Source organism: Glaciimonas sp. GNP009 (assembly GCF_054343755.1).
Map to the genome: position 1 here is coordinate 4,380,927 of NZ_JBTGUV010000004.1, position 26,252 is coordinate 4,407,178.

At 48.3% G+C, this 26,252-nt stretch carries 21 protein-coding genes and 3 tRNA genes; 20 read left to right on the top strand and 4 right to left on the bottom strand.

Going from position 1 to position 26,252, the window contains the following annotated elements:
• Positions 1-229: 229 nt before the first annotated feature.
• On the bottom strand, positions 230-1,042 hold the full coding sequence (gene hpnC, locus ACXX82_RS20250; protein ID WP_323506384.1) for a squalene synthase HpnC: 813 nt from the start codon (positions 1,040-1,042) through the stop codon (positions 230-232).
• 421 nt (positions 1,043-1,463) lie between these two features.
• On the opposite strand from hpnC, the gene ACXX82_RS20255 reads away from it, so the two are divergent.
• From ACXX82_RS20255 to ACXX82_RS20300, 10 genes are all read left to right on the top strand, one after another.
• A tRNA-Leu gene (locus tag ACXX82_RS20255) sits at positions 1,464-1,548 on the top strand.
• Positions 1,549-1,950: 402 nt separating this feature from the next.
• Complete coding sequence (locus ACXX82_RS20260; protein ID WP_322237851.1) at positions 1,951-2,454, top strand: CreA family protein; 504 nt, start codon at positions 1,951-1,953, stop codon at positions 2,452-2,454.
• A gap of 281 nt (positions 2,455-2,735) precedes the next feature.
• On the top strand, positions 2,736-4,088 hold the full coding sequence (tig, locus tag ACXX82_RS20265; RefSeq protein ID WP_322237853.1) for a trigger factor: 1,353 nt from the start codon (positions 2,736-2,738) through the stop codon (positions 4,086-4,088).
• 125 nt (positions 4,089-4,213) lie between these two features.
• Positions 4,214-4,840, top strand: a complete 627-nt coding sequence (clpP, locus tag ACXX82_RS20270; protein WP_322237855.1) for an ATP-dependent Clp endopeptidase proteolytic subunit ClpP — start codon at positions 4,214-4,216, stop codon at positions 4,838-4,840.
• A gap of 274 nt (positions 4,841-5,114) precedes the next feature.
• Entirely contained in the window at positions 5,115-6,386 is a 1,272-nt protein-coding gene (clpX, locus tag ACXX82_RS20275; protein ID WP_322237858.1) for an ATP-dependent Clp protease ATP-binding subunit ClpX, read from the top strand.
• A 233-nt stretch (positions 6,387-6,619) separates the two neighbouring features.
• On the top strand, positions 6,620-9,031 hold the full coding sequence (gene lon, locus ACXX82_RS20280; RefSeq protein WP_322237860.1) for an endopeptidase La: 2,412 nt from the start codon (positions 6,620-6,622) through the stop codon (positions 9,029-9,031).
• Positions 9,032-9,388: 357 nt separating this feature from the next.
• On the top strand, positions 9,389-9,661 hold the full coding sequence (locus ACXX82_RS20285; RefSeq protein ID WP_322237861.1) for an HU family DNA-binding protein: 273 nt from the start codon (positions 9,389-9,391) through the stop codon (positions 9,659-9,661).
• Positions 9,662-9,747: 86 nt separating this feature from the next.
• Positions 9,748-9,823, top strand: a tRNA-Val gene (locus ACXX82_RS20290).
• Positions 9,824-9,885: 62 nt separating this feature from the next.
• Positions 9,886-9,962 (top strand) — tRNA-Asp (locus ACXX82_RS20295).
• 79 nt (positions 9,963-10,041) lie between these two features.
• Positions 10,042-11,976 (top strand): SurA N-terminal domain-containing protein, encoded by a 1,935-nt coding sequence (locus ACXX82_RS20300; protein WP_323506383.1) that lies wholly within the window; start codon positions 10,042-10,044, stop codon positions 11,974-11,976.
• Between the two features lie 188 nt (positions 11,977-12,164).
• Here the strand turns inward: ACXX82_RS20300 and ACXX82_RS20305 are convergent, their stop codons facing one another.
• Entirely contained in the window at positions 12,165-12,800 is a 636-nt protein-coding gene (locus ACXX82_RS20305; RefSeq protein WP_416186878.1) for an arylesterase, read from the bottom strand.
• 280 nt (positions 12,801-13,080) lie between these two features.
• Here ACXX82_RS20305 and ACXX82_RS20310 point away from each other — a divergent pair, with 280 nt between their 5' ends.
• The 4 genes from ACXX82_RS20310 to ACXX82_RS20325 all read left to right on the top strand — a co-directional run bounded on the left by ACXX82_RS20310 (position 13,081) and on the right by ACXX82_RS20325 (position 17,718).
• The gene (locus ACXX82_RS20310; protein WP_322240603.1) at positions 13,081-13,794 is read left to right on the top strand and encodes an ABC transporter ATP-binding protein; all 714 of its coding nucleotides are present in this window, start codon (positions 13,081-13,083) and stop codon (positions 13,792-13,794) included.
• Positions 13,795-13,845: 51 nt separating this feature from the next.
• A complete protein-coding gene (locus tag ACXX82_RS20315) occupies positions 13,846-14,181 on the top strand; it encodes a hypothetical protein (protein WP_458563586.1) in 336 nt (111 codons plus the stop codon).
• Between the two features lie 248 nt (positions 14,182-14,429).
• The gene (locus tag ACXX82_RS20320; protein WP_458564033.1) at positions 14,430-16,628 is read left to right on the top strand and encodes a xanthine dehydrogenase family protein molybdopterin-binding subunit; all 2,199 of its coding nucleotides are present in this window, start codon (positions 14,430-14,432) and stop codon (positions 16,626-16,628) included.
• A gap of 175 nt (positions 16,629-16,803) precedes the next feature.
• On the top strand, positions 16,804-17,718 hold the full coding sequence (locus ACXX82_RS20325) for a LysR family transcriptional regulator (protein ID WP_322237867.1): 915 nt from the start codon (positions 16,804-16,806) through the stop codon (positions 17,716-17,718).
• A 169-nt stretch (positions 17,719-17,887) separates the two neighbouring features.
• Here ACXX82_RS20325 and ACXX82_RS20330 read toward each other — a convergent pair whose 3' ends face one another.
• Positions 17,888-18,331, bottom strand: a complete 444-nt coding sequence (locus ACXX82_RS20330) for a thioredoxin domain-containing protein (protein ID WP_322237869.1) — start codon at positions 18,329-18,331, stop codon at positions 17,888-17,890.
• A 153-nt stretch (positions 18,332-18,484) separates the two neighbouring features.
• Between ACXX82_RS20330 and tsaB the strand changes: the two genes are divergently transcribed.
• From tsaB to ACXX82_RS20350, 4 genes are read left to right on the top strand one after another with little or no spacing between them, the layout of a single operon-like run.
• Complete coding sequence (tsaB, locus tag ACXX82_RS20335) at positions 18,485-19,201, top strand: tRNA (adenosine(37)-N6)-threonylcarbamoyltransferase complex dimerization subunit type 1 TsaB (RefSeq protein WP_322237871.1); 717 nt, start codon at positions 18,485-18,487, stop codon at positions 19,199-19,201.
• Complete coding sequence (rimI, locus tag ACXX82_RS20340) at positions 19,198-19,713, top strand: ribosomal protein S18-alanine N-acetyltransferase (protein ID WP_323506382.1); 516 nt, start codon at positions 19,198-19,200, stop codon at positions 19,711-19,713. Before tsaB ends, rimI begins: the two co-directional genes overlap by 4 nt.
• Positions 19,710-20,678 carry a uracil-DNA glycosylase gene (locus ACXX82_RS20345; protein ID WP_323506381.1) on the top strand — a complete coding sequence of 323 codons (969 nt, stop codon included), beginning with the start codon at positions 19,710-19,712 and terminating at the stop codon, positions 20,676-20,678. The genes rimI and ACXX82_RS20345 overlap by 4 nt, the downstream gene beginning before the upstream one ends.
• On the top strand, positions 20,659-21,714 hold the full coding sequence (locus tag ACXX82_RS20350; RefSeq protein ID WP_458563587.1) for a DUF1853 family protein: 1,056 nt from the start codon (positions 20,659-20,661) through the stop codon (positions 21,712-21,714). Before ACXX82_RS20345 ends, ACXX82_RS20350 begins: the two co-directional genes overlap by 20 nt.
• A 136-nt stretch (positions 21,715-21,850) precedes the next feature.
• Here the strand turns inward: ACXX82_RS20350 and lplT are convergent, their stop codons facing one another.
• Complete coding sequence (gene lplT, locus ACXX82_RS20355; protein WP_322237876.1) at positions 21,851-23,113, bottom strand: lysophospholipid transporter LplT; 1,263 nt, start codon at positions 23,111-23,113, stop codon at positions 21,851-21,853.
• A 263-nt stretch (positions 23,114-23,376) separates the two neighbouring features.
• On the opposite strand from lplT, the gene alr reads away from it, so the two are divergent.
• Together alr and radA are read left to right on the top strand one after the other, a co-directional pair.
• Positions 23,377-24,465, top strand: coding sequence for an alanine racemase (alr, locus tag ACXX82_RS20360; RefSeq protein WP_322237878.1), 1,089 nt, complete (start codon positions 23,377-23,379; stop codon positions 24,463-24,465).
• Between the two features lie 382 nt (positions 24,466-24,847).
• Positions 24,848-26,221, top strand: a complete 1,374-nt coding sequence (radA, locus tag ACXX82_RS20365) for a DNA repair protein RadA (RefSeq protein WP_323506379.1) — start codon at positions 24,848-24,850, stop codon at positions 26,219-26,221.
• Positions 26,222-26,252 lie beyond the last annotated feature (31 nt).

Sequence of the window (26,252 nt, forward strand, 5' to 3'; positions counted from 1 at the left end):
GCAAATTCGCTATGCTATCCGAGTGTGCAGAGCAGGACAAACGGAATGCGCTCAAAAAACTGTTATTTAAAACCGTTAATCGCCTTCAAGAATTTTCTATAACGAAAAATTGTTAAGGCTAACGCTATAAAGAAAGATATATAAACAAATATCTATCTATAAATAAATACTATAAAGCGAAGTCTATGTGACTACACTGGTAAAAATGATGGCGATAAGTGTTAGCAATTTAGCGCATACGAATCGCCCGCACCGCCAAAATACACCAATCGAACTTGCCCAACTTTGGGCGACGCCGAAAAACATCGTAGTCAACTTTTTCCAACAGCTCCAGAATTCGCAGTCCTCCCTGGACGACAAGGCGCAGTTCCCAGCCGATTCGCCCTGGAAGTCGCAAGGCGAGTGGTGCGGCGTCCAGCATCATTTTCCTTACCCGGAAGACTTCGAATTGCATCAAATCTCGCCAAGCCTGGTTGTCGCTGGCTGTGTCAATCTGAGCCTCGCTAACGCCGAAGCGGCGTAAATCTTCTAGCGGTAAATAAATGCGCTGCTTATCCCAGTCAATGGCGACGTCTTGCCAAAAGTTAATCAGTTGCAAAGCCGAGCAAATCGCATCCGAGTCGCGCATGTTTTGTGCCGTCGCAGCGCCGTATAGATGCAACATCAGACATCCGACCGGATTGGCGGAGCGTCGGCAATAATCGCTTAAATCTTCAAAATTGGCATATCGCGAGGTCACGACGTCTTGTTTAAATGCTGATAATAATGCGCGGAAGGGCGCTATCGGTAGCGCGTATTCTTTGATTATTATGTGCAATGACGCAAATAAAGCGCTTTCGGCTGGCTTTCTTTGTTCGATCCGATCCAGTGCTGCTTCATAATCGTTTAATGCGGATAGTCTTTCCTCCGCGCTGGCATCACCTTCATCAGCAATATCGTCGGCGCTGCGAGCGAACGCATAAATGGCTTGTACTGCCGGCCGTAACCGCGCAGGCAGTAAAAAAGATGCCACGGGAAAGTTTTCATAATGATTAGCGGTCATAAGCGGTCAAAAGAGCGGTCATATTGATGCGTATGGAAAGATTTGAAAAGCCAGCTAGTCAAGGGCGATGTTGGCGTGTAAGTAACATCAGTTTGACAAGATTGATAATAAGAAAGCCATTCAGCGCCAAGCGTTTTCTTGTCGAAAGCAAAAGTACTGCGGCGCGACTTCTTTTGCTGCTTAGGGCAAACATTTTTCAGTTTCGAATAGTAAAGTAAAAACCTGCCATCTCGAACAAATTCATGGCTGATCTCGTCAATTCTTGTTTCAGCGAGATGTAACTTAATCCGGTGAGCATACTGAATTGGTCGTCTAAGGCGACTTAATCTCAAAGAAATCGCGCTGCGCGACAAAATATAGCGATGGTTCTATAATTGAGTAGCGCTTATGGCTGGTCTTTGTTAGAATGCGGCCTCTTGAAGCGGATATGGCGAAATTGGTAGACGCACTAGATTTAGGTTCTAGCGTTGTAAGACGTGGGGGTTCAAGTCCCTCTATCCGCACCAAAAGCAGCATTAAAAATAATCGTAGCGACCTCGATTAATAGTTGTAACCCTCGGTTATAAGTAATTAATTAAGTTGTACGATGTCAGAATGGCCCTCTTATGAGGGCTTTTTTGTGCCTGTTTATATTATTTATGACAGGTTATTTTTATTCTTTTTCTTTTGTTTTTTGACTTCTTATCTGAATTTGTCGGGTTTTTTTGCTGGCCTTTTTGCGCGATAATGATAGGGCGGCAAAAATGGCGGGTTATGTTCCGATAGACATCGTGCGAACGTTTTCCGAATATTGGCTTGTAAAACCGTTTCGCAGATAAATTACGATCCTTCACACCCGATTTTTGGTGGAAATTTTACTTTGAAGTTTAAATTGGATTTTTTGTATTCACTTCTTTTAACGGATGGATATGCCTACTAAATCCTCAAAATCCTTGATTGCCGCGTTAGCAATTGCGGCGCTCGGTCTCGGTTTAGCAAATACTTCACATGCAGAAGCCGAACAGGTGGGTGAGGTCAGCACTGCTTTTCGTTGGCTTGGACATAACGATCGAGTGGTAGTTGAGGCTTACGATGACCCTAAAGTAGAAGGCGTCACATGCTATGTGTCACGCGCACGAACTGGTGGCGTGAAAGGCACAGTTGGCTTGGCCGAAGACCGTGCTGAAGCATCAATCGCCTGCCGCCAGGTAGCAACAAGCGTGCGCTTTGTTGGCAAGTTACCGCTGCAAGAGGATGTATTTACGGAACGGATGTCGATTTTGTTTAAGCGCCTGCATATCGTACGAATGGTCGATCCGAAGCGCAATACATTGATCTATTTGACATACTCGGATAAATTAGTGGATGGCAGTCCTCAAAATGGTGTTACCGCCGTGCCGGTCCCATCGGCCATGCCGATACCGGTAAAGTAGTGGGCGGTGTTTAGCTATAGGCTATGCGATAGGCTGTGAAGAGAGTTGCCGCGTAGGATGCTAGTGTAATGACAGAACAATGACCGGGTAGTGACCGGTTTTGGCGCAAGGAACCGTTTTACGTATAGAATATCGGACTTTAGCGTGCCGAGAACCACGTATAAATGGCAACATTTAGCCGTTTAAGTGATGGAAAGCATTGTTTTTAGATGTTTTTGGTCATTTGGTTAACTCAGGTCACACATATAAAACAAAGAATTTCTAATTTTTGGACGATTCACATGGCAATTGCAGTCGAAACTCTAAACAAACTTGAACGTCGTCTCACCATAACTATTCCTATGGTCGAAGTTCAAACCGAAGTTGAAAAGCGTCTTAAAGTGCGTGCACGCACCGCCAAGGCACCGGGTTTTCGTCCTGGTAAAGTGCCGATGAAAATGGTTGCCGCGCAATATGGTTTTCAGGTCGAAAATGAAGTGCTGAACGACAAAGTCGGCCGCGCTTTTAACGACGCTGCAACTGAAAATAATTTGCGCGTTGCCGGCTTCCCAAACATCGAGCCTAAGAACAGCGAAGGTGTACCTGAAGGCGTTATCGCTTTTGAGGCAACTTTTGAAGTCTATCCCGAAGTCAAAATCGGTGATTTGAGCGGTGTTGAAGTCGAAAAGACTAAAGCTGAAGTCAGCGACGCCGAAATCGACAAGACTATCAATATCTTGCGTAAGCAGCGCGTGCATTACCACGTTAAAGGTGAGCAAGGCGAGCACGGCGATGGTGGCAGTGATCTGGCAGCGCAAAACGAAAATCGCGTAACAGTCGATTTCGTCGGTAAGATCGACGGCGTTGAGTTTGCCGGTGGAAAAGCGGATGACTACGCATTTGTGTTAGGCGAAGGTCGAATGTTGCCAGAATTTGAAGCCGCTACTATCGGCCTTAAAGTTGGCGAAGCAAAGACTTTTGAATTGGCTTTTCCTGCCGATTATCACGGTAAAGACGTTGCTGGAAAAACTGCAGAATTCACTATCACGCTGAAGAAACTGGAATGGGCGCACCTACCGGAAGTCGATACAGATTTCGCTAAATCGCTGGGCATGGAAGATGGCGATCTGACAAAAATGCGTGCAGATATCAAGCTCAACCTGGAGCGTGAAGTTGGTGCTCGCGTTAAAGCGAAGAATAAAGACAGCGTGATGGACGCGTTGATCAAAGTCAGTGAACTGGACGTACCGAAGTCATTGATCGATCAAGACGTTCAACGATTGGTTGAAATGACCCGTCAAGACATGTCGCAACGCGGTATGGACACTAAGAACATGCCGTTTCCTCCTGAGCTGTTCGCGGCCCAGGCTGAGCGTCGCGTGCGTCTGGGCTTGATTCTGGCCGACGTAGTGAAAGAAAACCAATTGCAAGCAAGCGCTGAGCAAGTTAAAGCGCAAGTTGAAGATTTCGCTCAAAGCTACGAAGATCCAAAAGAAGTCCTGAAATATTATTTCAGCGATCGTAGCCGTCTGGCCGAAGTCGAAGCACTTGTATTAGAAGAAAACGTCGTCAATTACGTCTTAAGTAAATCGAAAGTGACTGAAAAATCGGTCCCGTTCGATGAACTGATGGGTAACAACGGACAACAAGCATAATCAAGCCTTGCTAAGCCTAGTGGGCTTTTATGGGCCTGAGCAGAAATAACGCGCTATTCAAAATTCTGCGAAAATAGGGTGGTGTAATCTGAGCAGGCTCTGATTGCGTTTCAATAAGGAAGAATATGACAGGCTTTCATCGTAATTCAGCGCTAGACACTGACATGCTCGGCATGGTGCCTATCGTGGTTGAGCAAAGCGGTCGTGGCGAGCGTTCATACGATATTTATTCACGCCTGCTGCGTGAGCGTGTGATATTTCTGGTTGGACCGGTCAATGATCAGACGGCCAATCTTATCGTTGCACAATTACTTTTCCTCGAGAGCGAAAATCCAGAAAAGGATATTTCTCTTTACATCAATTCGCCTGGTGGATCGGTGTCGGCTGGTATGGCGATTTTCGATACGATGCAATTTATCAAGCCTGACGTCTCGACGTTATGCACTGGTATGGCTGCATCGATGGGTGCCTTTTTGCTGGCCGCTGGTGCCAAAGGCAAGCGTTTTTCGTTGCCTAATTCCCGTATTATGATTCATCAACCTTTGGGTGGCGCTCAGGGGCAAGCATCAGATATCGAAATTCAGGCGCGGGAAATTCTGTATTTACGCGAACGTCTAAACGGTATTCTGGCTGAAAAAACCGGCAGAACCATTGAGCAAATTGGTAAAGATACTGATCGTGACAATTTTATGTCGTCAGATGCCGCAGTAGAATATGGTCTGATTGATAAAGTTCTTACGACGCGCGCCTGATAGTTGGGCGTGATACAAAGCGCCCGAACCCCATTGGGTCGGGCGTTTTTTTCTTTCTGATGTGATTTATCCCTTTAAGAAAAAATGGCGTGACTGTCATTTAAATTGGTCTGTGCCGTGACGAGGCGGTGTTTCGCAGGTAATATCAATTTAATGTCACGTGGACGCCGAGTTATAGCTGAGCTATAGCCTATTTATAGCTAATTTAGTCGTAGTCTGACACCGCTATTACCTCGCGGACAACCTTTACTGATGATCGCTTAAACATTGCCCTATGTCTGATAAAAAAACTTCCAGCGGCGAAAAACTGCTTTATTGTTCCTTCTGCGGGAAAAGCCAGCACGAGGTAAAAAAACTCATTGCGGGACCATCGGTCTTCGTGTGCGACGAGTGTATTGACCTATGTAATGACATTATTCGTGACGAGGCATCAAGCGTCGAAACGTTGGATGGTCAGAAGTCAGAACTGCCGATTCCTCAAGAAATCTGCGATTTGCTCGACCAATACGTGATCGGTCAGGAAACCGCCAAGCGGATTCTGGCGGTCGCGGTGTACAACCATTACAAACGCCTTAAGCATCTGGGCAAAAAAGACGATATCGAGCTGGCAAAAAGTAATATTTTGCTAGTGGGACCGACTGGTTCCGGAAAGACTTTGCTGGCACAAACATTGGCGCGTACATTAAATGTACCGTTTGTGATTGCTGACGCAACGACGCTAACCGAAGCTGGTTATGTCGGCGAAGATGTTGAAAATATCATTCAAAAATTGCTGCAAAATTGCAATTATGAGGTTGAAAAAGCGCAAAAGGGTATCGTCTATATCGATGAAATCGATAAGATTACCCGTAAGTCGGATAACCCATCAATTACGCGTGACGTCTCCGGCGAGGGCGTCCAACAAGCCTTGTTGAAGCTGATTGAAGGTACGATGGCTTCGGTCCCTCCGCAGGGCGGACGCAAGCATCCAAATCAAGACTTTGTTCAAGTTGATACAACAAATATTCTGTTTATTTGCGGTGGGGCTTTTGACGGCCTGACCAAAATTATTTCAGAACGCTCTGAAAAGAGCGGCATTGGTTTTTCGGCAAATGTAAAGAGTCAGACTCAGCGCACGTCGAGCGAAGTATTACTCGACGCTGAGCCAGAAGACTTGACACGTTTCGGACTTATTCCTGAACTTGTTGGTCGTTTGCCAGTTATCGCGACTTTGACGGAGCTTAATGAGGCGGCCTTAATTCAGATTTTGGTTGAGCCGAAGAATGCATTGATCAAGCAATATGCGAAGCTGTTGCAAATGGAGGGTGCCGAACTGGATATCCGGCCAGCTGCACTTCAAGCGATAGCTAAGAAGGCTTTGGCACGCAAAACTGGTGCTCGAGGCTTACGGTCGATTCTGGAGCACGCGCTGCTTGATGTGATGTATGACTTGCCAAGTCATAAGAATGTGTCAAAAGTCGTGATAGATGAAAATAGCATCACACACGGCGCCAAACCGTTGATGATTTACCATGATCAGCCGAAGGTTTCTGGCGCAAAGTCATAAATTTGTAAATCTAAGTAAAAAACGGGCAAAAAACCCCGTTTTTTTACCAAAAGAAGTACAATTTCTACATAGAAAATATTTGGCTTCAATCGTAAAGCCACCCGAAGGTAACTTCGCGTGTGGCTTTTTTATTGCCTCACGCAAATAGTATGAAGATTTTTTGTTTCAACTAGGGCTTGTGTTTAGGCTACTCGTGCCAACATCAATAATAAGTTTCTTTGATAGGGCTCGCCATGACAACTTCTACAGTTACTGAACAAACCCGGTTGCCGCTATTGCCCTTACGGGATGTAGTGGTATTCCCGCATATGGTGATTCCTCTGTTTGTCGGTCGCCCAAAATCCATAAAGGCGCTTGAGGCCGCAATGGAACAGGGCAAGAGCATCATGTTGGCAGCTCAAAAGGCTGCCGCAAAAGATGAACCGTCGGCTGACGATATTTATGAAATTGGTTGCGTCGCCAATATTTTGCAGATGTTGAAACTTCCCGATGGCACCGTCAAGGTGTTAGTGGAAGGTGCGCAACGCGCACGCATTCATCGCATTAGTGAACTCGATACCCATTTCGTTGCGGATCTGACGCCAGTTGAATCGGAGTCGGGCGATGAAGCTGAGGTCGAGGCGATGCGCCGCGCCATCGTCCAGCAGTTCGATCAGTACGTAAAACTGAATAAAAAAATCCCGCCAGAAATTTTGACTTCACTGGCAGGAATAGATGATGCCGGTCGTTTGGCAGATACTATCGCCGCGCACTTGCCGCTTAAGCTTGAACAAAAGCAAGTCATTCTGGAAATTTTCAATGTCGGTAAACGCTACGAACATTTGTTAGGACAGCTCGAAGGTGAATTGGATATCCTTCAGGTTGAAAAGCGGATTCGTGGACGTGTGAAACGTCAGATGGAAAAATCGCAACGTGAGTACTATTTGAATGAGCAAGTAAAAGCTATTCAAAAAGAACTTGGTGAAGGCGAAGAAGGTGCTGATCTGGAGGAACTGGAAAAGAAAATAGTTTCTGCCAAGATGCCGAAAGAAGCACTGGAAAAAGCCCAGAGCGAACTGAAAAAATTGAAGCTAATGTCGCCAATGTCGGCCGAAGCAACAGTCGTGCGTAACTATATTGATACGCTGGTTGGTTTGCCTTGGAAGAAAAAATCCAAGGTCAACAACGAGTTGGGTAATGCCGAAAAAGTACTGGAAGGCGATCACTATGGCCTGGATAAGGTCAAAGAACGTATTCTGGAATACCTCGCCGTGCAGCAACGCGTTGACAAACTAAAAGCCCCTATTTTATGTTTTGTAGGTCCTCCTGGCGTTGGTAAAACTTCGTTGGGTCAATCAATCGCTCGTGCGACTAATCGTAAATTTGTGCGTATGGCGCTGGGCGGTGTGCGTGACGAGGCTGAAATTCGCGGTCATCGCCGGACTTATATTGGTTCGATGCCTGGCAAGATTTTGCAAAGTCTGGCAAAGGTTGGCGTGCGTAATCCTTTATTCTTGCTTGATGAAATTGACAAGCTTGGTATGGACTTCCGCGGCGATCCATCGTCGGCATTGCTTGAAGTACTGGATCCTGAACAGAATCATACGTTTTCGGATCACTACATCGAAGTCGATTTTGATTTGTCGGATGTGATGTTTGTCGCGACATCAAACTCATTCAACATTCCACCGGCATTGCTGGATAGGATGGAGGTGATTCGTCTGTCGGGATATACCGAGGATGAAAAAGCTAACATTGCATTGCGCTACTTGCTGCCTAAACAAATCAAGAATAATGGCTTGAAGATCGATGAAATTAGCGTCGCTGAAAGCGCTATTCGCGACATCATCCGTTATTACACAAGAGAGGCAGGCGTCCGCTCTCTGGAACGTGAAATCTCCAAGATTTGCCGTAAGGTAGTGAAACTTCTGCTGCTGAAAAAGCAGGAGAAAAAAGTTGCCATCACATCAAAAAATATCGACAAATTCCTCGGAGTTCGTCGCTACGATTTTGGTGTTGCGGAAAAAGAAAATCAGGTTGGTCAAGTTGTTGGATTGGCATGGACTGAAGTCGGTGGTGAATTGCTGACGATTGAAGCGGTGGCGATGCAAGGCAAGGGCGCGATCATCCGCACCGGCACACTCGGTGACGTAATGAAAGAGTCCATTGAGGCCGCTCGTACGGTCGTGCGCAGTCGGGCCAAGAAGCTCGGTATCAAGAACGAGGCGTTCGAGAAAACCGATATTCATATTCACGTGCCTGAAGGTGCAACACCGAAAGACGGACCTTCCGCAGGTATTGGGATGGCTACCGCTCTGGTATCGATCTTTACCGGAATTCCGGTGCGGGCTGATGTTGCAATGACTGGTGAGATTACGTTGCGTGGTGAGGTATTGCCAATCGGTGGTTTGAAAGAAAAGTTGTTGGCAGCGCATCGTGGCGGCATCAAGACGGTATTGATTCCAGAGCAAAACGTTAAGGATCTTGCAGAAATCCCTGACAATATAAAAAATAAGTTGGAAATAGTACCGGTGCGCTGGTTTGATAAAGTACTGGAAGTCGCTCTGGAGCGTCAACCGGTGCCACTCGCTGAGGACGAGTCAGTAGTTGATGCTGCCGTCGCCAAAGCTGGTGAAAAGACCGATACGACAGTAGTTAAACATTAATTTGCAATTAGTCTCGTCAAAAGCCAGATAACGAAAGTGGAGAATGAGTGGTAGTTAAGCTTTCGTTGCTGGTCTTTTGGGTGATTGGTAAAGTGATTAATGGTCAGAAAAAAACGCTCATCAGAGCGTTTTTTTTTGCCAAAAATTGTAACCTTTTTTAGGTTGTCAGTGACTCTTATGGGAAGTGTTAAGCTTTGTGCGTTAAGCGGTAAGGTTGGGCAAACTGCTTGACATGCCGCTTGCACGCTTGTTTAATATGCAGGGTGGTGTCTTCATTTATAAGACGATATTTGGTCCTGGCAAAAGCTTCGACTAAAAAATCTCATTCCGAATTTAAACCTTTTGAGGGGGACTTAATTGAACAAAACTGATCTAATCGAGCATATTGCTACATCGGCAGAAATTTCAAAAGCCGCATCGTCACGCGCTGTGGATGCATTGATCGGCGCAGTTAAAGCGACTCTCAAAAAGAATGGCACTGTTACGTTAGTCGGATTTGGTACTTTTTCAGTTGGCAAACGTGCGGCACGGAGCGGGCGAAATCCGCGTACCGGAGAGGCGATTAAAATTAAGGCTGCCAAAGTTCCTAAATTTAAGCCTGGCAAAGCGTTGAAAGATGCTGTAAACTAATGTTCTTTGGCGTGGTGACATACGTCAAATGTTTGACTAGCTTGGCCCTCAGTTTTAAATCACAAGTGGTTTGAATATGAAGCGTAGGGTGCTTAGCTCAGTTGGTAGAGCGGCGCCCTTACAAGGCGTAGGTCGGGAGTTCGAGCCTCTCAGCACCCACCAATATAGTCAGACAAAAATAGTTGTATTCAACTTTGGAGAATTTTTTCCAACAGGTAGTTTTAGGAGTGGTAGTTCAGCTGGTTAGAATACCGGCCTGTCACGCCGGGGGTCGCGGGTTCGAGTCCCGTCCACTCCGCCAGAATTAAAAAGGCGAACGAGAGTTCGCCTTTTTTCGTATCTGCTAGTCATTTTAGCAACTTGTCTTTGATTGGCTGACTATGTTTGAGTTTATTCGCTCCCATCAACGCCTGATGCAGTTCCTGCTTCTGCTGTTGATTATTCCTTCCTTCGCGCTTGTTGGTCTGCAGAGCTATACAAGCTTTGGCGACAGTGCTAATGCCGTGGCAAAAGTGGCTGGCCAATCAATTACGCAGCAAGAGCTTGATGCGGCCCAACGGCAGCAAATGGATCGCATGCGACAAATGTTCGGCGCGCAATTCGATGCCAAAATGTTTGATACGCCACAAGCCAAGCAAGGTGTTTTGGAGAATCTGATTGCGCAACGTGCACAGTTGGCTGCGGTAGCCCGGGAGCACCTGATGGTGTCCGACCTGACGCTGCAACAAACACTACTGGGCATTCCAGAATTGCACGGTGCTGACGGCAAGTTTGACAACGAGAAATATCGCTCGCTGTTGGCTGCGCAAGGGACGGTGCCGAAAATGTATGAAGCGGGGCTTCGTCAGGATTTGGCGTTGCAACAGTTGGCTGGCGCAATTGAGTCCACTGCATTCGCTCCAAAGTCGCTGGCGTTACGGTTCTCCAATATAAGCGATCAAGAGCGTGACACGCAAGAGTTGTTATTTAAGACTGCAGATTATGCCTCGCAGGTCAAAGTAACCGATGAGATGCTGAAGGCTTATTACGACAAGAATGGTCAACAGTTTGAAATTCCTGAACAAGTGAAAGCGGAATATATTGTCCTGGATAGCGCTGCCGTAGCGGCGCAAGTGACAGTTAATGACGCAGATGTAAAATCGTATTACGAGCAAAATCTGGCGCGCTATTCGACGCAAGAGCAGCGTCGTGCGAGTCATATTTTGATTACAACTAACAAAGACGCTTCTGCTGCGGATAAAGCGGTTGCTAAAACAAAAGCTGAAAGCCTGCTGGCCCAATTGCGTAAGGATCCTGCAGAATTCGCTAAGCTGGCAAAAGAAAATTCTCAAGATACTGCTTCTGCGGAACATGGTGGAGATTTGGGTTATTTCGGTGACGGTATGATGGTCAAGCCATTTTCAGATGCTGCGTTGAAACTCAAACAAGGTGAGATTAGTAATGTTGTTGAGTCTGATTTTGGCTATCACATCATTCAGTTGACGGGCATTAAGCCAGCCGAAGTGAAACCGTTGGCGCAAGTCAAGGACGAGATATCCGCTGAAATTAAAAAACAACTGGCAACCAAGAAATTTGCAGAGATGGCAGATGCGTTTAATGACACTGTCTATGAGCAGGCAAATAGCTTGCAGCCTGCTGCTGATAAATTAAAATTGTCGATCCAGACTGTGTCGAATGTGGGCCGTCATCCGAATCCGGCACTTGCACCAACAGTGCTGTACAACAATGAGAAATTTCTCACAGCCTTGTTTGCAGACGGTTCTGTAAAAAATAAGCGTAATACTGCTGCGATTGAAGTTGCGCCAAGCACGCTGATCGCTGGACATGTGATCAGCTATAAGCCAGTCACAAAACAAGCGTTTGAAGACGTTAAGGAATTGGTTCGCACTAAGGTCATCCAGGCTGCCGAAGTCGAACTTGCTGAAAAGGCCGGCGCTGCCAAATTTGCGGCTCTGAAGGTAAAAGACGATACGGCCGGATTTGCAGTGGCTAAGACGGTTTCGCGCGCGAATCAGCAAGGTGTTGCTCCCAACGTATTTGATGCAGTAATGAAAGCGGACGTAAGTAAGTTGCCTGCTTTCGTTGGTGTTTCATTACCCGGCCAAGGCTATGCCATCTATCGTATTGGCAAAGTAGCGCAGCCAGCGACGATAGACCAGGCACGTCGACAGTCAGAGCAAAAACAAATTTCGTCCGCATTAGCTCAGCAGGAAATGAGTGCTTACGTTGAAGTGCTGAAGAAAAAGGCTAAGGCAAAGATACTCAAACCTATCGTCGCCAGCGCGCCTGTTGATGATAATTTGGCGTCGAAATAACACTTCGTTTAGTAGACTAATAATATTTAAAAAGCCACTTTCGAGTGGCTTTTTTATTTTGCGTTACCCGTCTTAAAACCAGTTCTCTTCCCGCTCCGAAGAGAAGTTGTCAGCCAGTGATCTTATCTTGGGAAGATGCCTTTAAAAACAAATCTCCATCGCCGGCGATTCCAGGAAATCAGCATCGATTATTTTGCTGAGGAGAGCGTTGCTTTCATTAAGGGTTGTAATTTCGGCCAAACGTTGTTCAGGATGGTTAGGTGTGCTTCCGCTGTCGGGTGCATGCGGTCCGCTTGAAACCACTCCGGTTTATTGGCAACGCCTTCCAGCAAAAATGGCACTAAAGGGACTTTAGTCTGCTTGGCTAAGGTTGAATATAGTGCGAAAAATTTGTTTGTATAGTCGGGCCCATAGTTGGGTGGTATGCGCATTCCGATTAGCAGGATTTTTGCATTCACTTTTTGTGCCGCTGCTATCATTGCGAGTAAGTTTGATTCTGTCGCCTTTAATTGAAGGCCGCGTAATGCATCATTTGCACCAAGTTCAATGATCACGATATTGGGGCGCTGCTTCAGCAGTGCTGGTAAGCGGGCGTTGCCACCGCTTGTGGTATCGCCGCTGATACTGGCATTGATCACGTCGATAGGGATGTTTTCAGTCTTAAGGCGTTTTTGTAGAAGTGCCACCCAACCGGTGCCGCGGGCCAAGCCATATTCAGCTGATAGACTGTCACCCAACACCAGAACCGATTTTGATGCAGAATGGTCGCTCGTTGCTGCTGAAGCAATGTTTCCTCCACTTGAAGCAAATGCACTGAGCGTGATGATTGCTAAAACGCTGCGTCGTAAGATATTGGATTGCCAGGCATTAAGTTTTAACTGTTTTATTGGCTTATGTTTTAATGCTTGCTCTAAGCCATTGAAGCTATTGATACCGTTGATACTGCTTATACCGCTGATTTCGCGGATGCCGTTAAGTTTTGTCGGTCGATCTGGCGTTAATAATGCTTGCGCGCGCCCGTCCCGAATAACGTTTCCACATTTTTGACTGATAATCCGCATGCCACTATCCTCTTCGATTAATTCATCTGATCTACAAGCTACCATGTCCAGCACCGATTTTTCGATAGTTGCGCAAAACCTGACCAAACGGGTAGCTGACGCTAGTGGAGAACTTGTGATTCTCAATGACATCAATTTTACCGTTCAGGCTGGGACGACGCTGGCAATTGTCGGCGCTTCCGGCTCCGGCAAGTCAACTTTGCTGGGATTGTTGGCTGGTCTTGATACCCCATCAAGTGGAACAGTCCTCATTGATGGCGTAGATATTTTTGCGCTGGATGAGGATGGTCGTGCTGGAGTACGCAAGAAAAAGCTCGGTTTCGTGTTTCAATCCTTTCAATTGTTGACGCATTTGAATGCCTTGGAAAATGTCATGCTGCCATTAGAACTGCATGGCGATCCCAGCGCTAAAGAAAAAGCTGAGATTATGCTCGGGCGCGTTGGATTGGCAAGTCGCTTGCGTCATTACCCAAAATACTTGTCCGGCGGCGAGCAGCAGCGAGTGGCGTTAGCCCGCGCTTTTGTCACAGAACCACCGCTTTTGTTTGCTGACGAACCGACTGGCAGTCTCGATGCCGCTACCGGTGACGCGGTGATACAACTGATGTTTGATCTCAATCAGGAGCGCGGTTCGACTCTGGTGCTTGTCACGCACGACACGTCCATCGCGGTGCAATGTCGGCAAACTATCACGATTGCGGCGGGACGTTTACTGCATCATGGCGACTTTACACCTAGTGACGCCCATATTTTTTAATGCCAGAATAGGAGCATCGTTATCAATATTTGACAATATAAGGAGAAAAATATGGCGGCATGGTTACCCGTAGCAAAGGCTATTCTTCCTTATCTTGGTGACATTATTACAGCCGCCAAGCCAGCTTTTACGAAACGTAAAGGTGGGAGCGAAAGTAGCCAGATAGAGATTTTGCAACAGCAAGTAGCTGAATTGCAAAATGCCTCCTTGCAGAATATTCAAAACGCCAAGGCACTTGCCGAACAATTACAATCATCCATTTCTGCGCTCGAACAGACTTTATCGACAACGCACAACCAGGTGCGACGTGCCAATTGGATTGCCACACTCTCGCTGGCATTGACATTGGTAGCGCTCGGACTGGTGACGATAGTCTTTTTACGTTGACGGTCTTTTACGCTATTAACGTGCCTTCGCCAAGATAGCTTTCCGACGTCGCAGCAAACTAATTTGACAGAATATGACGATATGCATCTGCCAAGTAGCAATCTTCAAATCAAACCTGAAATTGCGTTTGAAATCACAAGGAAGACCGATCAGTGCAAGCCCATAAAAAATCGCGGCGTCGCTTCCTGCTGAGTGGGATAGGTATTGGCGCTGGTGTGACTGCGGCATTTATCCTCGGATGGGGTGTCATGCCGCCGCGACAACGCTTGAATAGTCATCTTCCGATGCGGACAAAGAGTGGAGAGATAGCATTGAACGGCTGGCTCAAGATCGCCCCGGACGGAATGGTTACTGTGGCAATAGCACGCTGTGAAATGGGCCAAGGAGTCCATACCGCGCTACCAATGCTAATCGCAGAAGAGCTGGATGTGCCACTTAGCATGGTCCGTATAGAGCAAGCGCCGTTGGACCGTATATTTGGTAACGTCGCCCTTTTTTCCGAGATGTTACCTTTTCATCCAGATGATGATGGGTTATTAAAACTCAGTGCGCAATGGCTGATGACTAAAGTTGGTAGTGAAATGGGTATCGTCTTGACCGGTGGCTCAAGCAGCGTGCGGGATGCATGGCAACCGATGCGCGAGGCTGGTGCGACTGCGCGTGCCATGTTGATACAGGCGGCAGCACAAGAATGGCAGGTAGCATCCACCGAGTGCACTACCGCCGACGGGGTGGTGAGTCATGCTAATGGACGGCGTGCCAGTTATGGCAGTCTGGCAGCGAGGGCTGCTGCGATGACGCCGGGCAATGTATCGCTCAAGCGTGTGGAGGATTTTACATTAATCGGGCAGCCTCAGGCGCGGCGCGATACCGCTTGCAAGATCAACGGAAAGGCGATTTTTGGGATTGACGCTCGACCACCTGATTTGCTATTTGCAGCAGTCAAGATGGCGCCCGTGATCGGAGCGCGACTGCGACAATTTGACGCGTCGGAAACGTTGCGCACACCAGGCGTGATTAAAACGGTCGATTTTTCATCAGTAATTCTTCCTCACTTTGGGGCCGCAGCCGGTGTTGCCGTTATCGCAAAAACTTTTTGGCAAGCAAAACAGGGTGCGGAAAAATTGCGGCTTACCTGGGACGACGCTGAGAATCGGTCTCTGTCCACTGCCGCCATTTTTCGGGAACTAAGAGAAAAATTGGCCACAGAATCAGGGCATATCTATCACCGTACCGATGGCCTGATTTCTGACGTAAGTAGGGGAGCGGCGTTGCATACGGTGGAGGCGATGTATTCTGCCCCCTTCCTTGCGCACGCAACAATGGAGCCAGTCAACTGCACCGCGCAGGTCAAAGATGGCAAAGTCAATTTGTGGGTGTCGACCCAAGTGCCGAGCATGGCGGTCGCCAGTGCCGCTAAACTCGCAGGTGTCAAGATCGAGGATGTGACCATCACCGAACTGTATTTGGGCGGTGGTTTTGGGCGGCGGCTGGAAATCGACATGATTGTGCAGGCGGTCGCGATTGCTAAGCAGGCCGATGGTAAGCCCGTACAAATGATCTGGACTCGTGAAGATGACATGACGCATGATGTTTATCGGCCTGCCGCAGTCGCCCATTTTTCGGCGGCACTCGATGCCACAGGCCGGATACTCTGGTATAAAAATAAATCTGCCAGCGGCTCTGTCACTCAGCAGTTTGTACATCGTAATTTAGGATTTCCTTTGATCGGACCGGATAAGGCGGCGGCAGAAGGTGAGTTCGACATGCAATATGAAATCCCGCATCAGGAGATCGCGCATGTCATTGTTCCCAGCGCCGTCCCGTTGGGAAATTGGCGTTCGGTCGGGCACTCGCATAATGCTTTTTTTAAAGAGAGTTTTATTGATGAGCTGGCGTATGCAGCAGGTCTTGATCCAGCACAGTTTCGACTAAATCTATTAAAAAATCATCCACGTCACCGTGCGGTCCTGGAACTGGCGTTGGCTCGGGCTGGACACCCGAGCACTGGTCGCGCTCACGGTATCGCGTTACATCAGTCATTTGGGAGTATCGTGGCGCAGGTGGCTGAAATTTCGATTGAGAATGATCAGATACCAAATATTAAAGTGCATAAAGTAGTGTGCGTAATCGATTGTGGTCTCGCGGTGAATCCCAATATTATCGTCCAGCAGATGGAGTCGGCTGTCGTCTTTGGTTTGAGTGCGGCGCTACTCGGCGAGGTGACAATAAAGAATGGCGAAGTGGTACAGCAAAATTTCAATGATTACGCGGTCTTGCGAATACATCAGGTGCCAGTAATTGAAACGGTGATTATGCCTAGCCTTGAAGCGCCGCAAGGTGTTGGTGAGCCGGGAGTGCCACCCATCGCGCCTGCCGTAGCGAATGCAGTATTTGCGTTAACCGGTAAGCGTCTGCGTGATTTGCCGTTGCGGCTAAGCGTTTAATGAATGATTTGGTTTTTGCTTAAAAGTCAGATCATGGAGCCCCATTTGCTATTGGTAACATTTTTGGCGTACCTGATGATAAAAAAATGCACGCACAGGTAGATAGTTAGATTGAGTAAACACCAGATTTAGATGACTTAAAATGTAGTAAATCTCATAAAGGATGCATAAAAATATGGATCGCCTACAGTCAATGCGGGTATTTTCAAAAGTGGTGGAGCAGGGTAGTTTTGTTGGCGCGGCCAAAGTTATGGAGCTGTCCAATGCGGTCGTTACCCGTCACGTTGCTGATTTGGAAAACCATCTCGGCACGCGTTTATTGAATCGATCAACACGTCGAATGTCATTGACCGAAACCGGGCAAGCTTATTTGGAGCGCGTACGCAGCATACTTGCCGAGATAGACGAAGCTGATGCGGTTGCTTCAGCAGTATCCAAAAGGCCTGCAGGAACCTTAAATATCTATTCTCAAATTAGCTTTGGGCAATTGCAATTAACCCGCTTATTACCCAAATATTCTATGCAATACCCAGATGTCGCGCTTGACGTCACAATGTCGGATCGTACGGTCGATTTGGTCGAAGAAGGTTTCGATGTTGGTATTTTTACGGTATTTCAGAAGTTCGACGTCAGCATGGTAGCCCGCCAATTGGGGATTGCCGAAGTATTGTTATGTGCTTCGCCCGATTATCTGCGCAAACACGGTAGTCCTCAACTACCCGAAGATCTTCAGCACCATGCGTGCCTCAATTTCTCTTTAGAGCATCTCCGCCATCATTGGAGTTTCCACTCGCCAGATGGGGTCTCGACTGTACCGATTACGAGCAAGGTGATGTCGAATAATGCTGACTTGTTGCGTCATTGCGCTCTTGCCGGAATGGGAATTGCGATGCGCAGTTCGTATTCGCTCGGCGATGATCTGCGAACAGGGAGTCTGGTACGGGTCCTGGCGGATCATCCCATCAGCAAGGTTTCGGTGCAATTGGTGTATCCGAGTAGACGGTTATTGTCAGCCAAAGTCCGCAGTTTTGTTGACTTTATGATGGCTGAATTTCCGTATCCAGATCGCGATCCCTGGTTGGCGGGGTAATATTGTTTTAGGACGCGCTCAAAATTAGCGGCAGGATTTATTAGGCTTAATGGTTCGATGCTAAACGGGACTCAAAAATTTCCTGTTTCGAGGGCCATAACCGCATATTTTGATATTTACACCATCTGAAACCTAAGTTAAGGCGCTGACGCGATAGTCCGCAACGAGCTTAGGAGAGGTTTTTTTTTGCAACAGCGTTTTGAAGCCGTAATACCAAATTGCCATTGCTTTGCCAATGACGTCGTTCGGCGGTGCTGTGAGCTTCAGCGGCCAGATCGGCTGGTGATTTTTTATGTTGCGCCAAGAATATACGTTCAGCTAACCGCAGGTCGAGTTCGACGGGACCAAGAAATGTGACGACTTGACCACGCTGAATCAGCAATGTCGGAAAATCATCGACGTCAAGATCATCCATAAGATCGGCTTGATCCTCAATATCAATCCAAACAAATCGCGTATCAGGGTGGCGGTGCGCCAATGCCGTAAAGTTTATTTGATATTCACGACAACTCCCACACCATGCAGCGCAAAGGCAAGCGACCACCCAGCCGTCATCAGCCAGAATCTGAGCAAGTTGGGGGCGATTTTCGTTATCAATAATCAGGACAGGCATTACTCTATTTTACCGTGACTAGACTTTTCTTGGGGTGTTCAAAACGGCTTCTGAGGCGTAAGAGTGGTGTACAGGCAAAATTTATTCAATGTCGCGATGAGAACCATCGATTGAAACTGCGCTGGATCGGTCTGGCGCGGTAAAATAGTGGCTATGCCGATTATTCTAGCCATCGAAACTTCAACCGAACTTGCCTCCGCTGCGCTACTGCGCGATGGTCAGGTATTTAGCCGTGAATCCGCCGGCGTTCAAACCCATTCCCACACCATTTTACCCATGGTACAAAGCCTGCTGGCTGAAGCCGGTATCAGCCTGGCGCAATGTGATGCGCTGGCATTCGGTATCGGCCCCGGTTCGTTTACCGGGGTTCGGACTGCTTGCGGTATTGTTCAGGGGCTGGCGTTTGGCGCTGCCCTGCCGGTATTGCCGATAGTCACTTTGGCCGCCATGGCGCAAGCTTGTCAGGAGGCAGTTGGTGCCAATGAAGTGCTGAGTATTCTGGATGCCCGCATGGGCGAGGTTTACTGGGCACAGTATCGCTATACCAATGATGCATGGGAGATTGTTGTTGAGCCAACGCTTTCCGCACCCGCACACGTATTACCGTTAGATACGTTGGTGCTAAATACGCCATCGGCACTACTGGCGTGTGGCAATGGATTGTCGGCTTACGCCGAACTGTTTGCTGCGGCCCCATTTGCCGCAAATGCACAGCCTGGACTCATGCCACATGCGCGGCAAATCGCACGGCTTGGTTTAAAGGCATTTGAACAAGGTCTAGGTCTGCCAGCGGTTGAGGCACAGCCGCTTTATCTTCGCAATAAAGTGGCTTTTACTACAGCAGAACGCGCTGCCAAGGTGGCAGTATGAGTGCGAGCCTGGGACCAATAAGTAACGATAAAAGTAACGATAAAAGTAACGATACTTTACTATCGCCATTTTCTTTCATGCCCATGTCAATTGATGACCTGGAGGAAGTGGTCGAAATCGAAAATCGGGTGTATTCGCATCCATGGACGCATGGTAATTTTGTTGATTCCATCGCGCATGGTTATCAATGCTGGACACTACGCCATGCCAATCAAGAATTGCTTGGCTATTTTTTTATGATGTACGTTGTGGATGAAGCACATTTATTAAACATCAGTGTCCACGCCAATTATCAGGGGCGTGGTATTGGTATGCAGTTACTTGATAAGGTCGCGCTGCTGGCACGAGAACACGCTATGGCGTCAGTGCTTCTGGAAGTGCGACCATCCAATCCCCGCGCTATCGTCATTTATCAGCGCTTTGGTTTCATCGAGATTGGCCGGCGGCCATCGTATTATCCCGCTGCTGGTAATCAACGTGAAGACGCCATCGTCATGAGGTTGTCGTTATGAATACCTCGACGCGGCGTGCTATTTTTCTTGACGAGTGCGGTGTCGGTCCTTTGTGGGTGCGACGTCACGCTGAGATTGTGCAACTGGTAACCCAGCCAGAGGTCTTGATAGCCGAGATTGCGAATGCTCCTGTTGGTACAATAGTTGCTCTGGCGCCTGCGATCCTAAAGGCGGAATTTGTTGATAGTGTTGCTATAATATTAACTCCAGCGCTTGCGCTGCCAGCAGCGCAAGCGCCTGGTGCCCAAGCTGAAGCAGACGATTTAATGTCAGCCTGGGAAGAGACATCGTTGCCGATATCTACAGCGCCGACTACATTCGATCCATTGCAGCAAATACCGCAGAATATTGCGACCGACTCCGACACGGTTCTAGCCGATATCGCTGGAATGGATTGGCGGCAACTTAAGGCTGCAGTGAGTGAATGCACCCGCTGCGGTTTGTGCCACGGTCGTGCGCATACGGTATTTGGTGTCGGTGACGAACGCGCCAAATGGCTATTCATTGGAGAGGGACCGGGTCAGTCCGAAGATCAAGTTGGCGAGCCATTTGTCGGCCCGGCTGGCAAATTGCTCGACAATATGCTTTTAGCGATAGGTGTCAAGCGCGGCGAGAATGCCTACATCGCTAATATCGTCAAATGTCGCCCTACCAATGATGAAGGTCATGACCGATCACCGTCAGCCGAAGAAATCGCCGCATGTCTGCCGCATCTCCAGCGGCAGATTGCGCTTATCGAGCCCACTGTTTTGGTCGCTTTAGGTAAAACAGCGGCGCTGGCACTGTTGGCATTAGATCCGTCAACGCTGGTCGCCTCATTGCGTGGGACGATACATCGTTATGCTGGATTGCCGTTGGTGGTGACTTATCATCCCGCCTATTTATTGCGTAAGCCAGCAGATAAAGCCAAAGTATGGAGTGATTTGTGCCTCGCGATGACCTGCCATGCGCCCGTTCTCGAATAGCCGCAGCACGTCGACATCCTTTCCGCAGGCGTCCTCGGACCATTGGGATGGCTTTCAGGGCCGGTTTCATCAGCGCTGGAATCACCTCAATGATCACCACGTCAGAGCGCTTGCCTGGCTGCTTGACTCTCCCGATTTACTGAATACCCAGGCATCGCAATGGCAGGGCAAGATTGCCCACATCGGGCGCGCGGATGATGGCAATCTTAAAGTAAATCAACGCTGGGCGACATGGCTTGAGGCGCTGGATAGCAAGCCCGAAAAGCTTCAGGTTTTACATGCTTTTATGGATACTCTTTCATCCACGCGGCTGGGACTGTATGCAGAAAAGTTGATGGCATTTTATTTTCAGCAACAAGAAATATTGGTCGCCCATGGGTTGCAGGTCAGAACCGAAAAAGGATCTACCGTCGGTGAATTTGACTTTCTTTTACGGCAGCCATCCGGCTTAGTCCATTGGGAATTTGCTACCAAATTTTATCTGCTGGAAACGGTAGACGGTAATTTAGTGGCCGATGATTTTATTGGCCCTAATCTCACAGATTCGTTAGGCCAAAAAATCCAGAAAATTCTTAGTCGCCAATTGATGTTGTCGCAGAATCCAGTGGCTACAGCGTATTTAACCGAACCAGTAGTTTCTGCTCTGGCCCTAATCAAAGGTTGGCTGTTTTATCAACATGATGGATTCATTGTTCCCACTGGGCTAGGTGTTTCGGCTGGACATTGCCGTGGTTATTGGTGCGCGTGGTCGCAGCTTGTGATTGATGACAACTTTCGTTATCTGATTCTGCCGAAACAACGCTGGTTGGCACCTGCAAAGGCGTCTCTTACAGATACGTTAACTGCTGCTGAGCTAAGTAATGCCCTGTTGTTGCATTTTAATCAGGACAGCGGACCGGTATTACTGGCAACTTTACGGGTCTGCGATAACGAGGGATTAGAGAGCAGAAGGGGATTTATCGTGCCAGACGATTGGGCGACGCGAGCTGCAACGACGCGAAGACTGGCGACGGTGAAGGTTGCACTTAAGTCCTGACTCCGTTGGCATCAAGCTGTTATGAACGATTTGTAAAACCGGAGTAGATGGGTAAACGTCCCACTTCTACAATTCAATCCCTTCCCGTACAACTCAATCTATTCAGAGAATCATATTCAGAGAATCAATCAGCGCCTCAATGTTTGTGCTCACCGATCAAAGCCAGCGAATCATGCTCTCGTTGATTGGCAGAATGTTTGCGCATCACCAAAAACATGGTGCCGGATACAAAGACACCAAACATGATGATGACCAGATTGACGTTCAAATCTAGTTTTACCATTACTGCATACAGTACCAACATGGTTAATACTGACAAGTTCTCATTGTAATTTTGTACTGCGATCGAGTGGCCGGCGCTCATCAGGACGTGACCACGATGCTGGAGCAAGGCGTTCATTGGCACTACAAAGTAGCCAGAAAGCGCACCAATCAGCACTAATAACGGATAGGCCACCCAAATTGAGTGAACAAGTGTCATTGACATGACAACCAAGCCCATGACGATGCCCATCGGCATCACGGACAGCGACTTCTTTAGTGGGACAAAGCGGGCGGCCGCCACGGCCCCGATAGCAACGCCTACTGCAACGACGCCTTGTAAAATTGCCGCTTTATCAAGGGGCATATGAAGTGACTTCTCCGCCCATTTCAGCACGATGAATTGCAGCGTGGCACCCGCGCCCCAAAACAACGTGGTGACAGCGAGAGAAATTTGTCCCAGTTTATCTTTCCAGAGCGTGGCATTGCAGCGGGCAAAGTCAGCGACCAGTTTGATTGGATTGCGCTCCTGATGCGGATAACGCACGCCTGTATCCGGAATTTTCAGATTAAAGATGGTGGCTACAATGTAAAGGCCAGCGATCACGCTAAGTGCCGCCTGAGTTGGTGTATTCGGACTCCAGTTAAGGATCGGCACATGCAGCGTCAAAAGTACCGCCGAGACATGCGGATTGACCAGCGCGCCACCCATTACTGTGCCAAGAATGATGGATGAGACCGTTAAACCTTCAATCCAGCCATTTGCGGCTACCAGTTTTTCTGCCGGTAACAATTCGGTCAGAATACCGTATTTAGCAGGGGAATATGCTGCGGCACCGAAGCCCACCATTGCATAGGAAAGTAATGGATGGATGCTGAAAAACATCATCACGCAACCGAAAATTTTGATTAAATTGGTCACGAACATCACGCGCCCTTTGGGCAGTGAATCGGCGAACGCGCCGACAAAAGGCGCTAAAACGACGTAAGACAAGACAAAAAACAATTTGAGTAACGGCGTCATCCAGGTCGGTGACGACATTTCAATCAATAATGCTATCGCCGCTATAAGCAGGGCGTTGTCAGCCAGCGAAGAAAAAAACTGCGCCGCCATGATGGTGTAAAAACCGCGATTCATTCGCATCTTAAAAATGTTGTTCTTAGTGTCCCCGGCATGCTTTATACCATGAAAATATCGCTCGCCCAAGTTTAAGGCAAGCTTGTATTCCAATTTGCTTGTAAAGAACGTTGGTCCAACGTTGGGCCAACATTAATGCACCGATTTGCCCGTCTATTGTTTGACTTTAAGTTATTTCCTTGAATAAAAAATGGAGGATTCGTGTTGCCTTGGCATCCGGTAAAATAGGCAGTCAATCACATTTTCATGAGACAGCCATTCTTATGCCAAGGCCTATTCTTGCCAGCGTTGATATTTCAGCCTTACAACATAATTTGCGCATCGCCAAAGCGCGTGCGCCGCACGCCAAAGTCTGGGCAGTCGTTAAAGCAAATGCCTACGGTCACGGTCTGGAGCGGGGAGTGCGCGCCTTTGCCGAAGCCGACGGACTAGCCTTAATTGAGCCGGATTATGCAGTGCAGCTGCGTGAACTTGGCTGGAAAAAGCCGATATTATTATTGGAAGGATTCTTTGATGCGGATGACCTCGATCTTGTTATCAGCGCAAAACTAGAAACCACCGTCCATTGTGATGAGCAAATTGCATTACTGGAGCATGCATTGCCAAAGCAACAAGTGCCTTACAAGTTATCGATTCATCTTAAAATGAATAGCGGCATGAACCGTCTCGGTTTTGCGCCCGAAGCTTTCCGTGCGGCATACCAACGTCTGCGTGCAATGCCGGAAATTGGCAGCATCACGTTAATGACCCATCTCGCTAATGCCGACGATCCCTTTAACCCCGGACTGCCGTTAGAACAGCAGCTCGCCCGTTTTGAGCGCGGAATTGCCGACCTTCCGGGCGATCATAGTGTAGCCAATTCAGCCGCCGATTTGATGCACCCCGAGTTACGCTCTGATTGGGTTCGGCCCGGCGTCATGTTATACGGCGCAACGCCGGGTGGTGGAACCGCAGAATCGTTCGGTCTGCGCGCTGCGATGACGTTGACTAGCAGGATTATCGGTATGCAGAAAGTTGCCGTCGGAGAAGCGATCGGCTACGGCAGCCGTTTTGTTGCGGACGAACCGATGATTGTAGGTGTCGTTGCCTGCGGTTATGCCGACGGATACCCGCGTCATGCACCAACCGGTACGCCAGTGATCGTGGATGGTGTTCGGACTAGCACCGTCGGACGGGTATCGATGGACATGTTCTCGGTCGATCTCACGAACGTACCGGGTGCGCATGTGGGTAGCGAAGTGGTGCTGTGGGGAAGTGCGCTATCCGTTGATGAGGTCGCACACGCGGCCGGTACTATCGGTTATGAGTTACTCTGCGCTGTTGCACCGCGCGTTCGATTTATCGAGATCTGAAGCGATGGGCGATTGAAGGAGCAATGTAAGGATTGAGGATGACTGTTGATGCACCTGAGTAAGGTTTGTTTTAGCGTGTGTTAATGTTAAATTTAGTTTGTATGCTTACCAGCCCGTGGTGTCAGCAATATTCCTCAATCAGCATCGGCTTTTGGTGACTTAGTTTGTGACTTAGCTGTTTTGTTCTTTATTTCCATCGTTTCACCTCATATTTTCCGAGCCATATTAAATATGTTTTGGAGTGGCCTCAACGAGACCACTGTTATTAAACGTTCCGCTTACCGAACATTATTAAGCGTTGCACCAAGTTGAGATTGTCGCCTTTCTTAGCCATGGTCGCGCTCTGGTTTGTCCCTTTTTTATAGAAACGATTCCGATCCTGATGGCCAAAGCAAAAACCAATTACACCTGCACCGAATGCGGCGGCGTTGCTAACAAATGGACTGGGCAATGTCCAGCCTGCGGACAGTGGAACACGTTGGTCGAAACCATCGTCGAATCCGGCAGCAATCGGTTTTCAATTCAGCATCAAGGCTTGGCACAGACCGCGCCGGTAGTCAGTTTGTCGGATATCGATGCGATTGATATCCCACGTTTTGGCACAGGAATCGAAGAGTTTGATCGCGTGCTGGGAGGCGGTTTGGTGGCTGGCGGCGTAGTATTAATCGGCGGCGATCCCGGTATCGGTAAGTCGACGTTGCTATTGCAGGCGCTGGCAAATCTCTCTCGTGTCAAAAAAGTGCTGTACGTCAGCGGCGAAGAGTCGGGTGCGCAAATTGCCATGCGCGGCAAACGGCTGGCGGTAGACGCCAAAGACCTTAAATTACAGGCAGAAATTCAGTTAGAAAAAATTCTCAGCACCTTGGTTGAGCACAAGCCAGAAGTGGTGGTGATCGATTCGATTCAGACCGTCTACTCCGACGCTCTGTCTTCTGCGCCCGGTTCGGTCGCGCAAGTGCGTGAATGCGCAGCGCAGTTAACCCGCGTTGCCAAGCAGACCGGCATCACCATCATCATGGTCGGTCATGTGACAAAAGAGGGCGCATTAGCGGGACCGCGCGTTTTGGAGCATATCGTCGATACCGTCCTGTATTTCGAGGGCGATACCCATTCCAGCTTCCGTCTGGTGCGCGCTGTCAAAAATCGATTTGGTGCGGTCAATGAGTTAGGTGTTTTTGCAATGACCGAAAAAGGGCTGAAGGGCGTGTCTAATCCTTCCGCATTATTTCTCTCGCAACACGATGTCGCTGTGGCCGGTTCCTGTGTGATGGTCACGCAGGAAGGAACACGCCCTTTGCTTGTTGAAATTCAGGCGCTGGTCGATGCATCGCATGCGCCCAACGCACGTCGTCTGTCGGTCGGTCTTGACCAAAACAGACTCGCCATGTTACTGGCAGTTTTGCATCGTCACGCCGGGATCGCTGCATTTGATCAGGATGTGTTTATCAATGCGGTCGGTGGTGTAAAAATTACTGAACCGGCGGCTGATCTGGCGGTATTGCTGGCGATTAATTCATCCATGCGCAATAAGCCGCTACCGCGTGGTTTAGTTGTCTTTGGTGAAGTTGGACTAGCCGGTGAAATTCGGCCAGCGCCACGGGGGCAGGAACGCTTGCGTGAAGCAGCAAAATTAGGATTTTCGATTGCGGTCATTCCAAAATCGAATGTACCGAAACATAAAATCGAAGGTTTAACCGTGATCGGTGTCGAGCGGATTGACGACGCACTCAATAAAATACGGGATGCGGGAGAGTAGGGCCACGTAGCGCTATCGGATATCCATATCA

Coding starts and splice junctions, on each gene's coding strand:
- hpnC (WP_323506384.1), bottom strand. CDS start 1,042: ATGACCGCTAATCATTATGAAAACTTTCCCGTGGCATCTTTTTTACTG.
- ACXX82_RS20260 (WP_322237851.1), top strand. CDS start 1,951: ATGCCTACTAAATCCTCAAAATCCTTGATTGCCGCGTTAGCAATTGCG.
- tig (WP_322237853.1), top strand. CDS start 2,736: ATGGCAATTGCAGTCGAAACTCTAAACAAACTTGAACGTCGTCTCACC.
- clpP (WP_322237855.1), top strand. CDS start 4,214: ATGACAGGCTTTCATCGTAATTCAGCGCTAGACACTGACATGCTCGGC.
- clpX (WP_322237858.1), top strand. CDS start 5,115: ATGTCTGATAAAAAAACTTCCAGCGGCGAAAAACTGCTTTATTGTTCC.
- lon (WP_322237860.1), top strand. CDS start 6,620: ATGACAACTTCTACAGTTACTGAACAAACCCGGTTGCCGCTATTGCCC.
- ACXX82_RS20300 (WP_323506383.1), top strand. CDS start 10,042: ATGTTTGAGTTTATTCGCTCCCATCAACGCCTGATGCAGTTCCTGCTT.
- ACXX82_RS20310 (WP_322240603.1), top strand. CDS start 13,081: ATGTCCAGCACCGATTTTTCGATAGTTGCGCAAAACCTGACCAAACGG.
- ACXX82_RS20315 (WP_458563586.1), top strand. CDS start 13,846: ATGGCGGCATGGTTACCCGTAGCAAAGGCTATTCTTCCTTATCTTGGT.
- ACXX82_RS20320 (WP_458564033.1), top strand. CDS start 14,430: ATGCCGCCGCGACAACGCTTGAATAGTCATCTTCCGATGCGGACAAAG.
- ACXX82_RS20325 (WP_322237867.1), top strand. CDS start 16,804: ATGGATCGCCTACAGTCAATGCGGGTATTTTCAAAAGTGGTGGAGCAG.
- ACXX82_RS20330 (WP_322237869.1), bottom strand. CDS start 18,331: ATGCCTGTCCTGATTATTGATAACGAAAATCGCCCCCAACTTGCTCAG.
- tsaB (WP_322237871.1), top strand. CDS start 18,485: ATGCCGATTATTCTAGCCATCGAAACTTCAACCGAACTTGCCTCCGCT.
- rimI (WP_323506382.1), top strand. CDS start 19,198: ATGAGTGCGAGCCTGGGACCAATAAGTAACGATAAAAGTAACGATAAA.
- ACXX82_RS20345 (WP_323506381.1), top strand. CDS start 19,710: ATGAATACCTCGACGCGGCGTGCTATTTTTCTTGACGAGTGCGGTGTC.
- ACXX82_RS20350 (WP_458563587.1), top strand. CDS start 20,659: ATGCGCCCGTTCTCGAATAGCCGCAGCACGTCGACATCCTTTCCGCAG.
- lplT (WP_322237876.1), bottom strand. CDS start 23,113: ATGAATCGCGGTTTTTACACCATCATGGCGGCGCAGTTTTTTTCTTCG.
- alr (WP_322237878.1), top strand. CDS start 23,377: ATGCCAAGGCCTATTCTTGCCAGCGTTGATATTTCAGCCTTACAACAT.
- radA (WP_323506379.1), top strand. CDS start 24,848: ATGGCCAAAGCAAAAACCAATTACACCTGCACCGAATGCGGCGGCGTT.